Below are 14,234 nucleotides of genomic sequence, written 5' to 3'. Positions count from 1 at the left end.
AGGTTAAGCTAGTAAGAGCGCACGGAGGATGCCTAGGCGCCAGGAGCCGAAGAAGGACGTGGCGAACGACGAAATGCCTCGGGGAGCCGTAAGCAGGCTTTGATCCGGGGATGTCCGAATGGGGAAACCCGGCTGCGGTAATGCGCAGTCACTCCTGACTGAATCCATAGGTCAGGTTGAGGCATACCAGGGGAACTGAAACATCTAAGTACCCTGAGGAAGAGAAAACAAAAGTGATTCCGTCAGTAGCGGCGAGCGAACGCGGATTAGCCCAAACCAGGAAGCTTGCTTCCTGGGGTTGTGGGACGTCTCACATGGAGTTACAAAGGGATGGGTTAGGTGAAGAGGTCTGGAAAGGCCCGCTAGAAGAGGTAAAAGCCCTGTAGCTAAAAGCTCATCCCCTCCGAGACGGATCCCGAGTACCGCGAGACACGTGAAACCTCGTGGGAATCCGGCAGGACCATCTGCCAAGGCTAAATACTCCCTGGCGACCGATAGTGAAGCAGTACCGTGAGGGAAAGGTGAAAAGCACCCCGGAAGGGGAGTGAAACAGATCCTGAAACCGTGCGCTTACAAGAAGTCAGAGCCCGATCTATGGGTGATGGCGTGCCTTTTGTAGAATGAACCGGCGAGTTACGTTCACGTGCAAGGTTAAGGTGGGAAGCCGTAGCCGCAGCGAAAGCGAGTCTGAATAGGGCGCTTTAGTACGTGGATGTAGACCCGAAACCGGGTGATCTACCCCTGTCCAGGGTGAAGGTGCGGTAACACGCACTGGAGGCCCGAACCCACGAATGTTGAAAAATTCGGGGATGAGGTGGGGGTAGCGGAGAAATTCCAATCGAACCCGGAGATAGCTGGTTCTCCCCGAAATAGCTTTAGGGCTAGCCTCGGTCATTATGCGTCGTGGAGGTAGAGCACTGATTGGGTGCGGGGCCCGCCAAGGGTTACCAAGTCCAGTCAAACTCCGAATGCCATAGACGTAAGACCGGGAGTCAGACGGTGAGTGCTAAGATCCATCGTCAAGAGGGAAACAGCCCAGATCATCAGCTAAGGTCCCCAAGTGTGTGTTAAGTGGGAAAGGATGTGGAGTTGCCCAGACAACCAGGATGTTGGCTTAGAAGCAGCCACCATTGAAAGAGTGCGTAATAGCTCACTGGTCGAGTGACTCTGCGCCGAAAATGTAACGGGGCTAAACACACCACCGAAGCTATGGCATGTACCTTTTAGGTACTTGGGTAGGGGAGCGTTGAATGCGGGTTGAAGTCAGACCGGAAGGACTGGTGGACTGCATTCAAGTGAGAATGCCGGTATGAGTAACGAAAAGATGGGTGAGAATCCCATCCGCCGAAAGCCTAAGGGTTCCTGAGGAAGGCTCGTCCTCTCAGGGTAAGTCGGGACCTAAGGCGAGGCCGAAAGGCGTAGTCGAAGGACAACAGGTTGATATTCCTGTACCACCGTAATCCGCTATGAGCGATGGGGTGACGCAGAAGGGTAGTGACGCGAGCTGATGGAATAGCTCGTCCAAGCAGTGAGGCTGGTTGATAGGTAAATCCGTCAACCGTTAAAGCTGGGCTGTGATGGGGAGGGAAAATTACAGTACCGAAGGTCATGTGCTCCGGCTGCCGAGAAAAGCCTCTAGCCAGGAGAAGGTGCCCGTACCGCAAACCGACACAGGTAGGCGAGCAGAGCATGCTAAGGCGCGCGGAGTAACTCTCGTTAAGGAACTCGGCAAAATGACCCCGTAACTTCGGGAGAAGGGGTGCCTCGGTAGGGTGAATAGCCCGAGGGGGCCGCAGTGAAAAGGCCCAAGCGACTGTTTAGCAAAAACACAGGTCTGTGCGAAGCCGTAAGGCGAAGTATACGGGCTGACGCCTGCCCGGTGCTGGAAGGTTAAGGGGAGCGGTTAGGAGCAATCCGAAGCTGTGAACCGAAGCCCCAGTAAACGGCGGCCGTAACTATAACGGTCCTAAGGTAGCGAAATTCCTTGTCAGGTAAATTCTGACCCGCACGAATGGCGTAACGACTTGGGCGCTGTCTCAACGAGAGATCCGGTGAAATTTTAATACCTGTGAAGATGCAGGTTACCCGCGACAAGACGGAAAGACCCCATGGAGCTTTACTGCAGCTTGATATTGGACTTGGGTACGATCTGTACAGGATAGGTGGGAGCCTAAGAAGCCGGAGCGCCAGCTTCGGTGGAGGCGCCGTTGGGATACCACCCTGATCGTACTTGAGTTCTAACCCGCTACCGTGAAACCGGTAGGGGGACCGTGTCAGGCGGGCAGTTTGACTGGGGCGGTCGCCTCCTAAAATGTAACGGAGGCGCCCCAAGGTTCCCTCAGAATGGTTGGAAATCATTCGCAGAGTGCAAAGGCATAAGGGAGCTTGACTGCGAGACCTACAAGTCGAGCAGGGACGAAAGTCGGGCTTAGTGATCCGGTGGTACCGAATGGAAGGGCCATCGCTCAACGGATAAAAGCTACCCTGGGGATAACAGGCTTATCTCCCCCAAGAGTCCACATCGACGGGGAGGTTTGGCACCTCGATGTCGGCTCATCGCATCCTGGGGCTGAAGTAGGTCCCAAGGGTTGGGCTGTTCGCCCATTAAAGCGGTACGCGAGCTGGGTTCAGAACGTCGTGAGACAGTTCGGTCCCTATCTGTCGTGGGCGTAGGAAATTTGAGAGGAGCTGTCCTTAGTACGAGAGGACCGGGATGGACGTACCGCTGGTGTACCAGTTGTTCCGCCAGGAGCACCGCTGGGTAGCCAAGTACGGACGGGATAAGCGCTGAAAGCATCTAAGCGTGAAGCCCCCCTCAAGATGAGATTTCCCAGTATGTAAGACCCCTGGAAGACGACCAGGTTGATAGGTTCGAGGTGGAAGCGCGGCAACGTGTGCAGCTGACGAATACTAATCGGTCGAGGGCTTATCCTAATGGGTTTTCCAAGTGAGGAAAACCGCAAGGCATATGAATCAGCTAAGGAAGCACAAGCAATCTTTCGCATCCGGTTTTCAAGGTGTAAACTTTGATCAGGCCAGACTTTAATTAGTCTGATACCTGCAGCTTCAATTAGTAATCGACGCGGGGTGGAGCAGCCCGGTAGCTCGTCGGGCTCATAACCCGAAGGCCGCAGGTTCAAATCCTGCCCCCGCAACCAATTATTTTTGGAAATTCCGGATTCATCACGATCGGAATAAACCATACATACACGGAGCTGTGGTGTAGAGGCCTAACATGCCTGCCTGTCACGCAGGAGACCGCGGGTTCGAATCCCGTCAGCTCCGCCATTTTATAACCTTTATCTCTTTCTAATAAAGCTGACTTAATCCGTCCATTGGACGGATTTTTTGTTGCTTAGGAGGGCTGAATCATAAGTGTTCGCATGAGTGAGCTAGTCCATATATGACGCAAAAGGCTCCACTTCACCGCTAACAAAGCGGAGTGGAGGTCCTTCCTCGTCAAACCTGCCAATGTGCAGCTTTTTTCGATCGAAATCGCATGTCGAAAGGGAATACCTGCGCAAACCGCAGGTATTCCAAGCTTCTATTACTTGAACGTAAAATTGGGCCTGCAAAAAAGGATTATTGCATGAATTTTCACGGAGCCGATAAATAAAAAGAATAAAGATGTACGCACGCATGCATGTTTTTCAGAAATTACCCTTTCGTGCAGAGCGATTGCAGCGATTGAACGGCGATCTGGTGTTATATATGGGCGCCCACCTGGGCCGCGCTCACTGGATCTGTCACGCTTCCCGGACATGAGCTGTACAAGCTCCGCGATATTTGTCGAGCGTGCTTGTTTTTGCTCAAATTCATTTGTGAAACCGCTTTACTTTTTGGTCATGATCATATATAATCAATATCGAGGACAAAACATTAGAAACAATCGCATATGAGCACGTAAATTGGAAGTATGCTCACAGCAGCAGCAGAAGGAATTGTCCTTAGCCGCTGACAAATCTCGTAACGAAGAAACAAACTTCTGCCGTTCGCGGTTAGGCGGAAAGGAGTTGAAAGCGCTTGCTGTTTGAAGAAGAACGAAAGCGGGAAATCGCGGATTATATACAGCAGAAAGGCCGTGCTTCGGTTCTGGAACTTGCGCAGTATTTTCAAGTATCCGAATCGACCGTCCGCAGAGATTTGCGTGATCTCGAAGACACGAAGCTGCTTCGGCGGACGCATGGAGGAGCCGTTTCCATCGGGATTCAGGACAATCGGGAACCATCGTTTATCGAAAAAGAAGATCGTTTCAGCAGTCAAAAGGAAGCGGTTGCAGAAGCGGCGCTCAATTTTATAGAAGACGGGGAATCAATTTTTCTGGATTCGGGTACAACAACTTATAAACTGGCTAAACGGCTGCACGCATTTTCCAGGCTGACGGTTGTAACCAATTCCGTTATGGTTGTGCAAATTCTTCACCATCAGCCGAACATTAATCTGCTGCTGACCGGCGGATCGCTGAGACATGAGACGCAAGCGATGGTAGGGCCGCTCGCGGACCGCTCGATCGGCTCCGTGAAGTTCGACAAATTGTTTTTGGCGATTAACGGCATCGAGCCTGGAAGCGGCTTAACGACGCCGAATTTGATCGAAGCGGAGACGAAACGGCGGATGATCGAATCGGCGAAGCAGGTTATCCTGCTTGCGGATCACAGCAAGTACGGCAAAGTTTCGTTTGGCAAAGTAGCGGATTTAACGGAGATTCATCACTGTATTATAGATCAGGGAATTTCAGCCGACGCGGTCCGGGAAATGGAAGCGGAAGGCATACAGGTCACAATCGCAAAGGATCGATGAACATGAAGGATGCTATTATTACGGTCAGCATGAACCCGGCACTGGATAAAACGGTTACGGTCAATGGATTCACTGTCGCCGGGCTTAATCGCATCAAAGACGTAAGAGTGGATGCCGGCGGAAAAGGAATCAATGTCGCCAAAGTTTTAAAGCGATTTAATGCTAATGTAACGGCTTGGGGAATCCAGGCTGGAGAGGAAGGCCGGCTTCTCGCGCGGATGGTGGAGCAGCAGGGAATTCCCACCTTTTTTCTTGAAGCGGAAGGACGGACCCGAACGAATTTGAAGGTTGTTGACGAGGCGACGAAAGAAACGACGGAATTGAACGAACCCGGCGCTGTCATTACGGAAAAAGTGCTCACCGACTTCCTCGACCGTTTCGAAAAGGCGATGCCTGCTACGGCCGTTCTCGTTCTCGGAGGCAGTCTTCCACCCGGAGCGCCGCAGGATTTGTACCGGCAGATGATTTGCATTGCCTCCCGATACGGGGTAAAAACCATTTTGGATGCGGACGGGGAAGCGCTGAAATTTGGGATTACAGCGGCTCCTTACGCGCTTAAGCCCAACATTCATGAATTGGAAGCGCTGATAGGATATGAGCTGGAAAGTGACCAGGAGATTGTAAAAGCTGCAAAAGGGCTGCTGGGCGATGGTATTCAATACGTCATCGTGTCTATGGGAGCTGAAGGCTCGATTGTTGTCAGCGGAGAAGAGGCGATTCGCGCCCGGCCGTTCCCGATTGTGCCGCTGAGCACGGTCGGAGCGGGCGATTCGATGGTTGCAGCCCTTGCGTTTTGTCTGATTGAAGGCAAGACATTGGAGGAAACGGCCCGATGGACGACGGCAGCCGGCTCCATTACCGCTTCAAAACCGGGATCGGATGTATGCACGTTTTTCGAAGTGGAAGAAAAGCTTGCGCTAGTCAGTATTACACCGATCTCAAAGTTTAACACATCGGTTTAGGGGGAACTAACCATGAAAAAGATTTATGCGGTCACAGCATGTCCGACGGGCGTTGCCCACACCTATATGGCTGCCGAATCGCTCATCAAAGCGGGCAAGCAGAAAGATATGGAGATTAAAGTCGAAACGCGCGGCGCGGTCGGCGTGGAAAATGAAATTACAGCGCAGGAAATTGCAGAGGCCCATGCGATCATTGTCGCAGCGGACACCGACGTACAGGAAGGGCGTTTCGCCGGTAAGCCGGTCGTTCGTGTGCCCGTAGCGCAAGCGATCCGCAATGCATCCGGCTTGATTGAGCAAGCACTTGCAATGGAAGCGGCCGCCCCTGCGGCGGAAGCGGCACCGAAAGCAAGTGTCCAAACCGAGCCTGCCGCAAAAACGAAAACGCGCTCGCCGTTTTACAAACATCTCATGACCGGCGTGTCGGCGATGCTGCCGCTCGTCGTCGCAGGCGGACTTTTGATCGCGATTTCATTTATATTCGGGATTAAAGCCTTTGAACAAGAAGGCACCTTTGCCGCCGCTTTGATGGATATCGGAGGCGGCGCTGCATTCGCTTTGATGGTTCCGGTTCTTGCCGGCTTCATCGCCTTCTCGATCGCGGAAAAACCGGGCCTGGCGCCCGGCCTGATCGGCGGCATGCTCGCTTCCCAGCTGGGAGCCGGCTTCCTTGGCGGCATCATCGCCGGTTTTCTCGGCGGTTACGTGGCGCTCTATTTGAAAAAGTACATTAAGCTGCCGCGCAACTTCGAAGGTCTGAAACCGATTCTGCTTATACCGCTGCTTGCATCGGGCATTACCGGACTTCTGATGATTTATGTCATCGGCGAGCCAGTAAAATATATCATGGACCACCTTACGCTGTGGCTGCAATCGATCGGTTCCACCAACGCGGTGCTGCTCGGTCTGCTGCTCGGCGGCATGATGGCGATCGATATGGGCGGACCGATCAACAAAGCGGCGTATACGTTTTCGGTCGGGCTGCTCGCAAGCCAAGTATATGGGCCGATGGCCGCCGTTATGGCCGCAGGCATGACGCCGCCACTGGGGCTGTGGCTTGCAACGCTCATTGCGAAGAACAAATTTACGAAGGAAGAAAAAGACGCCGGCAAATCCGCTGCCGTGCTCGGTCTCTCGTTTATTACCGAAGGCGCGATCCCGTTTGCAGCAAGCGATCCGCTCCGCGTTATCCCATGCCTCGTAGCGGGGTCCGCCGTGACCGGCGCGCTCTCGATGGTGTTCCACGCCACGCTGCAGGCGCCGCATGGAGGGGCATTCGTACTGCTCATCCCGAACGCGGTCGGACATGTCGGATTGTATGCACTGGCAATTGTTATCGGCTCGGTCGTAACGGCCTTATCGCTCAAGTTTACGAAAAAAACGATTGCAGAATAATAACGTGATAATTAAGATAGACAACTGCGCTTCAAACATGCAAGATAGAAAAAAATGGAACCAACCAGGAGGAACCAAAAAATGAACATTACATCTCTTTTGAACGATCAATCGATTCTCATTCCGCTGGACGTGAACGACAAAAATGCGGCCATTGACGCACTCGCGGGAGCGCTGGCAGAGAGCGGCGCCGTTACTGACAAAGCCGCTTACCTTGAGGCGCTTCACGCACGAGAAAATACCGGCTCAACCGGAATCGGGTTCGGCGTGGCGATTCCGCACGGCAAATCGTCCGGCGTCGCCCAAGCGGCTCTCGCCTTCGCGAAATTCGCAAGTCCGATCGACTGGCAGTCTCTCGACGGCGAGCCGGTCTCGGCCGCATTCATGATTGCCGTTCCGGAAGAAGCGGCCGGGAACGACCATTTGAAAATTTTGATCGCAATCTCGCGCAAGCTGATCGACGATGAATTCCGCGAGCAGCTGCTCGCGGTCGAGGATTCCGCCCAGCTAAAGGAGCTGCTCGGCGCCATCTGAGCACGAATCGGCCACGGTATCATTCATTTCGAACAGGTTATTTTAAATAGAGAAGGGATTTGACGACATGGTTACAAAAAATACGGTCATCCGCAACGAAAGCGGGTTTCATATTCGTCCGGCACAGCTGTTCACGGAGCAGGCGGCAAAATTCCAGTCCGCAATCAAGGTCACGATCCAGGACCCGCATACGGTAGTCGACGGCAAAAGCATTCTCGGTCTTATGACGCTTGGGCTTACGAAAGGAAAAGAGATTACCATTTCCGCGGAAGGTTCGGATGAGGCGGATGCGATTGAAGCGCTCATAAGTCTCGTGGACAGCGGCTTCGGAGAAGCGTAATGAATGCCGGTACTGCAAGTGAGGAGGCGGGCGTGATGACGGAGGAGCGCAAGTTTAACGGCTTGGGCGTATCGGAAGGATCTCGGATTGGGAAGGCGTTCGTATATAACCCGGTTACTTTGGATGCGGTTGAAGAACGAAAAACCGATTCTCCGGACAAAGAGACCGATCGGCTTCGAGTAGCGAAGGAACGTTCGTTGGAAGATCTGGAGAAGCTGGTGGAGCATACCCGGCAGACGGTCGGGGAAGAGAAAGCGGTCATTTTGAAGGGTCAGATCAGCATGCTGGCCGACCCTTCCTTTTATCCGCAGATGGAGCAAAAAATCGCTGCGGAGTCGTGGGCGGCGGAGGCGGCGGTGCGGATCGTAGCCGAGCAAACGGCTGCGCTGTTCGAAAGTATGGCTAGCGAGTACATGCGGGAGCGAGCTGCGGACATCCGGGATGTAGCCGCAAGGCTGCTGACGCATCTAATCGGCGCGGGGGGCGGAAAGCTGTCCGATATAAGCGAGGAAGTCATTCTGATTGCCGACGACTTGTCGCCGTCGGATACGGTGCAGCTGAACAAAAAGTATGTGCTTGGTTTTGTGACCCGAATCGGCGGCAAAACGTCGCATACCGCTATTCTGGCGAATTCGCTCGGCATTCCGGCCGTTCTCGGCGCAGGGGCGGGAATCGACGGCATCGAAAACGGCGATACGGTTGCGATCGACGGCGGAGCGGGAGAATGTGTCGTGAATCCGTCTGAAGCGACAGTAGCCGCTTATCTCGCGGCGATGGAAGCGCAGGCCGAAGAACAGCGCAAGCTGCAGGCGTTCGCCGATAAGGAAGCGATCACACGCGACGGCTTCCGGGCAGAAATCGCCGCCAATATCGGAACGCCGGAAGAGGCGGCCGACCTCGTTGCGCAAGGCGCGGAAGCGGTCGGCTTGTACCGGACCGAGTTTCTGTTCATGAGCCGCAGCGAGATGCCGGATGAGCAGACGCAGTACGAGGCGTACAAAGCGGTTACCGAAGCGATGCAGGGACGTCCGGTTGTTATCCGTACGCTGGACATCGGCGGCGACAAGGAACTGCCTTATATGGATCTGCCGGAAGAGATGAACCCGTTTCTCGGGTACCGTGCGATCCGGCTCTGTCTGGACCGCAAGGAGCTGTTTATGACGCAGCTGCGCGCGATTTTGCGCGCGAGCGCCCACGGCAAGATCAACGTCATGTTCCCGATGATTTCGGGGCTGCGGGAGTGGCGGGAAGCGAAAGCGCTGTTCGAGGAAGCACGCGCCTCGCTTGCCGCGGAAGGCGTGGCGATGGCCGAACGCGTAGGCCTCGGCATTATGGTCGAGATCCCGTCGGCGGCGCTGCAGGCGGACCGTTTTGCCCGCGAAGTGGACTTTTTCAGCATCGGCACGAACGATCTTGTCCAATATACGGTTGCGGTCGACCGGATGAACGAGCGGGTGGCAGGGCTGTACGACTACTTCCATCCGGCGGTTCTTCGTTTGATCAAGAACGTTATTGACGCATCCGAAGTGGGGGGCAAATGGACGGGAATGTGCGGCAGCATGGCAGGCGATCCGCTGGCGGCTCCGCTGCTCGTCGGCCTCGGACTTCACGAATGGAGCATGGCCCCTTCCCGCATGCGCCGCATCAAAGAGGTCGTGACCAAGCTGGACCGCAGCAGCTGTCAGGCGCTCGTAGAGCGGGTGCTGGATATGGACACCGCAGAGGAAGTGCGCAGAGAGCTGGAGCTGTTTCAGGCCGAAGCATCGGAGTAAGCCTTTCGCTACAAAAAACGAAACAAAACGAACCGGTCAAAGGGATATCCTTGACGGGTTCGTTTATTTTACAAGTATACTTCTTCTTCATACGTCCAGTTCTCCAGCTTGCCGGGCTTTTTGCCTGCCTGCCCCCTAGTATGAAGCTGATACTCGAAATTAATGCATCAACGATCGTACTGCCCTTCGAACGCTGTATTGCTCTGAACGAAGGGGTAATTTTTGAAATACATGCGATCGTACATCTTTTTTCTTTTTCTTAATCGACTACGTTAAAATTCCTGCAAAAATGCTTTTATTGTTGCCCCCATCTTACGTTTAGGCAATAAAAGCCGGGAATTCCTGTACCATCGCAGGTTTTCCCATACGACAAGCGATTTCGATCAATAAAACCTGCACATTCGCAGGCTTAGCGAGGAAAGGACCTCCAGTTCCGCTTTGCCGGCGGTGATTGGAGGTCCTTTTGCGTCATCATTGGGACTGGCTCTCCAATGCGATCTCAATCTAGCAGAAAGCTTAACCCATCGACGATGTTTTTTTGAAGGTTACGCATCGATGATGTTTTTTTGATGGGTTACGCCGCAGAGTTCCGGTCTTTTCCCGATGTGAGGATGCTGGGCTTGCGGGTCATCTCTCCCCACTCCCTCTTGGTACTGGCGAGAGCCCGCAGCAGCCCTTCCAGACGCCAAAAGCACGTTAATGGCCGGTACCAGAACGATTCGGTCAGTGCAAAGAAGAACAGATAAAGCAGGTCGGAAACGTTGGGGTATCTCCTTAGCCCCCATTCTTCCAACAAAACGGCTCCCATCGACAAAAACGATCCGTAAATCAACATCACGATAAAGAGCGTGATCGCGAACTGGACATCGATCGCTTCGAGCCAAAGGCCGAACACGACGGAACCGTAACCGAGCAGCTCGACCAAAGGTCCCAGCAGTTCGACAAACAGGAAGTAGGGCATTCCTGCGAACCCGATGGCGCCGTATGCGGGGTTGAACAGCATTTTTTTGTGGCGGATCAAGCTTTCATACAATCCCCTGTGCCAACGGATGCGCTGTCTCCGCAGCAAGGAGAGGTTGTCGGGCGCTTCCGTCCAGCATACCGGATCCGGAACATAGGCGATTCTCGCCTTGCTTTTGTTTTCCCGGGCCATTCGGTGCAGTCTGACGACCAGCTCCATATCTTCACCGATCGTATCCAGTTCATATCCCCCGGCGCGGATGACCCAGTCTTTACGAAAGACGCTGAACGCCCCGGAAACGAGCAGCAAAATGTTGAAGCGGCTCAGACTGATTCTGCCCATAAGAAATGCTCTGAAATACTCGATTACCTGCATCATGACGAGCGGATTGCGGGCAAGCCTGTTCTGGCCTTTTCCCAGATGGCCGTTGTCGATGACGCTGCCGTTGGCAATGTTGACGCTGCCGCCGGAGGCAATGATTTCTTCTCCCGGCTTCGCCTCCATGATCGGCTTCATCACTTTAATGAAAGCATCGGAATCGAGCACCGTATCTCCGTCGAGGGAAACAAAATAAGGGTACTTCGAGGCGAGAATGCCGGCGTTCAAAGCGTCCGACTTGCCCCCGTTCTCTTTATCGATCAGCAGCAGATTTCGGTGCAGCCGAGAGGTATAAACCTGTCGGATAGGTTTGGGTGTTCTTTCCATCCCGTACCATATGAATTTGTCCTCGCGCGGGTACATGTCAAATTCGCGGATGACCGCATCCAGCGTGTTATCCTTGGAGCCGTCGTTGATCACGATGATCTCGTATTCCGAATAATTGATGCCGAGAAGCGACCGAATGCTCGACACGATGCCGGCTTCCTCGTTGTAGGCCGGAACGAGAATCGACAGCGGCGGAGTATAATGCGACGACAGCACGTCTTCATACCGGATATCGGGCAAACCGGCTTCCTTGCGCAGTTTGTGGGCGGATGCGGCGAACAAAATCAAATAAATGCCGGTAACCGATATAACGTAGGCGAAAATGAGGCGGTCGACCCAAACGAAGATCCGGCTCGCGATATCCATCATCGTCTCCATTACCGGATCACCCCTCTATTTAATATCTCGCCCGCCATGTCGCGCGCATATCTGTCGGAGTGGTGGTCGCGAATGAACTCGAGCCATTCCGTGCCATGCTTATAGCGGGAGATGGCTGCCGCGGCTTCCGCCCGAATGTGAAACGACGGGTCTCCGATCATTTCCTGCAGATAGGGGAGGAACTGCGCTTCTTTGAGACTTCCCATCAGCTTGGCGACCATTAACCTCTCCTGCCATGACCGGGCTCTCCAAAGGTCAAACGATTCGCAGAGCCGCCGTACCCCATCACCGGACATATATCCGAAGTTGGCCAACGCTTTCAAGGCGCGGATCCGCAATTCAGCCTGTTCATGATCAAGCGTCCGCTCGAGCAGCTCCAGTAACGGATACGTCCGCTCGTTGCGGGTACGCAATATATCGATGATCGATTCCTGCAGCGGCAATGGGCAGCGGTCAAACGCGGCGATCAATTGTTCCAAGTGCGGCATTTCAAGCACAAGCAGGATCTGCCTGTACACATAAGCAGGCAGCAGCCGATCGGGTGAAGATAACAGGATCCGGGTGATGTCCTTGTCCTGCAAAGAGGCCATTACGCGATAGACGAGATAGCGTTCCTCGTCGGACAGACGCCTCCGCAGCAGAAGCTCCTTTACATCCGGCAGAAGGCGGTGCAGCCGGAAGCGTTCGATGTACAGCAAAGCGCCCATACGGTTGCTCCAGCGGCGACGGTTCAGCCTTTGCGCATAATAGCGGTGAAAATAGCGGTCGGCAAAGCGATAAATAAGCTCTTTCTCACGCGCGGCGTTCGCCTTGATCCGCTGCCCGAAGTAGGCTTCCAGCGCTTCGTATTCGTACGGCCGCCGGAGCTTCAGCCGATCCGCCTGTTCACCCGTGCGAAGGTAATGTTCCACTGCGGAGTCCGCTTGCTGGAAGGCAGCCATTAAAGTCTGTTTCCGCCGTTCCTCGTTCTTCATCCACAGCTTGCGGGCAACCAGATGAATAAAGATAAGAAGGGCGCTTGCGAGAAAAATGAGACCCGTTCCTTCAGCGATTGCGAGGCTCGTATTCATCGTTTCAGCCCCTTAACCAGACGCAGGATCCGGGATTCCAATTCGACCAGGCTGAAGGGCTTCGTCATGTAATCGTCGACTCCGGCCTCAATCGCCTGGGCGATGCCCGCTTCCGAATTGACGGCCGTCAGCATCAGGATCTGGTAGCGGGAGCGGTCATAGCCGCTTCTCAGCCTGCGCACGACTTCCATTCCGTTCATACGCGGCATGTTGCGGTCCAGTATAATGAGGAACTGGCCTTTGCCGTTATGCCATTCGTCCGCAAAGAAATATTCCCCGTCCTTGTAGCTTCGAATATCGAGGGCAAGCTTGGCTCCGCCGATTTCCGGCAGCCGCTTCTCCAGCAAATTGCGGATCAAATCGTCGTCTTCCACAATGGCGAGGTTCAGGTGCCGCATCCAGCCTGCCTCCCGTTCGTCCTGCAAACGGAAGATGCGGGAGACGTTTCCGCCTTCTGATTTGGCGCCTTGAAGCGCCGATTCGGCCATTCGGACACACATCGCTTCATCCCAGGCAACATCGATCACTTCCAGCAGACCGGCGGAAAAGGTGCACGAGGAAGCTTCGCCGCACATATCTACGCGGGCAGCCGCAAATTCGTTCTGGAGCCGACGCACAAGCGTCATCGCGTTTTCGGCATACGTTTTCGGCAGAATCAGCACGAAACGATCGGCATCGATTCTGGCCAGTACATCGGAACAGCGGACCCGCTCTTTTACGAAACGGCCCATATGCCGAATTGTTCGGTCTCCTTCCGCGTAACCGAACCGGCTGTTGATTTCACGGGTGCCGTCCATATCCATCATGACGATGGTGAAGGGCTCGCGGGTGCGCCGCAGGTCGTTCAATTGCCGGCTCATTTCGATCGAAAAATACTTCCGGTTGTACATCCCCGACAGCCCGTCAAGCAGGGCGAGCTCGTCGATCCGCCTCCGCATGTCCAGCTGACTTTCAGCCACGGCGATAAGCTCTTCAGCGGCTTTGCCGCGGAAATCGCCGGCATTCATCAGCGGCAGCAGAACGGTTTCGGCATGCTCGCGGATCGCATCGAGCGCTGCCGAACCGGCATCTTTCTTTGCGTAGGCATCCATAATGACCAAGTCCGGCTTTAATTCGAAAAAGGTTTGAACCGCATGGGCGGGATCGGTTGTCGCTGCCGTTGCCCATCCTTGGCTCAAAAATGTATCGGTAACGAATTGCAAAAAAACGTTATCGGGGGTTATGACGAGAATGAGAGGCCGCCGGCCGTCTCCGGCCGCGGGAATTTCGCTCCGCTCATCGGTGCTGATGACTCTCGTGTTGTTCGTTTCCATAGCG

9 protein-coding genes, 2 tRNA genes and 1 rRNA gene are annotated in these 14,234 nt (G+C 54.3%); 9 read left to right on the top strand and 3 right to left on the bottom strand.

What is annotated here, in order from left to right; translation table 11 throughout:
* The first annotated feature begins 1 nt into the window (after position 1).
* From VN24_RS05245 to ptsP, 9 genes are all read left to right on the top strand, one after another.
* A 23S ribosomal RNA gene (locus VN24_RS05245) occupies positions 2-2,934 on the top strand.
* 147 nt (positions 2,935-3,081) lie between these two features.
* Positions 3,082-3,158 (top strand) — tRNA-Met (locus VN24_RS05240).
* A gap of 53 nt (positions 3,159-3,211) precedes the next feature.
* Positions 3,212-3,288: transfer RNA gene (locus VN24_RS05235), tRNA-Asp, on the top strand.
* Positions 3,289-4,023: 735 nt separating this feature from the next.
* Positions 4,024-4,800, top strand: a complete 777-nt coding sequence (locus VN24_RS05230) for a DeoR/GlpR family DNA-binding transcription regulator (RefSeq protein WP_082083627.1) — start codon at positions 4,024-4,026, stop codon at positions 4,798-4,800.
* Positions 4,801-4,802: 2 nt separating this feature from the next.
* A complete protein-coding gene (gene pfkB, locus VN24_RS05225) occupies positions 4,803-5,762 on the top strand; it encodes a 1-phosphofructokinase (protein ID WP_045669548.1) in 960 nt (319 codons plus the stop codon).
* Between the two features lie 12 nt (positions 5,763-5,774).
* A complete protein-coding gene (locus tag VN24_RS05220) occupies positions 5,775-7,157 on the top strand; it encodes a PTS fructose transporter subunit IIC (protein WP_045669547.1) in 1,383 nt (460 codons plus the stop codon).
* 81 nt (positions 7,158-7,238) lie between these two features.
* Positions 7,239-7,691 carry a PTS sugar transporter subunit IIA gene (locus VN24_RS05215; RefSeq protein WP_045669546.1) on the top strand — a complete coding sequence of 151 codons (453 nt, stop codon included), beginning with the start codon at positions 7,239-7,241 and terminating at the stop codon, positions 7,689-7,691.
* A gap of 67 nt (positions 7,692-7,758) precedes the next feature.
* Entirely contained in the window at positions 7,759-8,031 is a 273-nt protein-coding gene (locus VN24_RS05210; protein WP_045669545.1) for an HPr family phosphocarrier protein, read from the top strand.
* Entirely contained in the window at positions 8,031-9,803 is a 1,773-nt protein-coding gene (ptsP, locus tag VN24_RS05205; RefSeq protein ID WP_045669544.1) for a phosphoenolpyruvate--protein phosphotransferase, read from the top strand. The genes VN24_RS05210 and ptsP overlap by 1 nt, the downstream gene beginning before the upstream one ends.
* A 574-nt stretch (positions 9,804-10,377) precedes the next feature.
* On the opposite strand, the gene VN24_RS05200 is transcribed toward ptsP, so the two are convergent.
* Genes VN24_RS05200 through VN24_RS05190 form a run of 3 tightly spaced genes read right to left on the bottom strand, consistent with a single transcriptional unit; the run spans position 10,378 to position 14,230 of the window.
* Positions 10,378-11,838: a glycosyltransferase family 2 protein gene (locus VN24_RS05200; protein ID WP_045673000.1), complete on the bottom strand. Its 1,461-nt coding sequence runs from the start codon at positions 11,836-11,838 to the stop codon at positions 10,378-10,380.
* Positions 11,839-11,846: 8 nt separating this feature from the next.
* Positions 11,847-12,917: a HEAT repeat domain-containing protein gene (locus tag VN24_RS05195; protein ID WP_045669543.1), complete on the bottom strand. Its 1,071-nt coding sequence runs from the start codon at positions 12,915-12,917 to the stop codon at positions 11,847-11,849.
* Complete coding sequence (locus VN24_RS05190; protein WP_045669542.1) at positions 12,914-14,230, bottom strand: GGDEF domain-containing response regulator; 1,317 nt, start codon at positions 14,228-14,230, stop codon at positions 12,914-12,916. The genes VN24_RS05195 and VN24_RS05190 overlap by 4 nt, the downstream gene beginning before the upstream one ends.
* Between the last annotated feature and the right edge of the window lie 4 nt (positions 14,231-14,234).

The organism is Paenibacillus beijingensis (genome assembly GCF_000961095.1).
Classification (GTDB): domain Bacteria; phylum Bacillota; class Bacilli; order Paenibacillales; family Paenibacillaceae; genus Paenibacillus_O; species Paenibacillus_O beijingensis.
The sequence above is the reverse complement of the archived record's forward strand: the minus strand, read 5'-3'. Positions and strand labels throughout refer to the sequence as shown.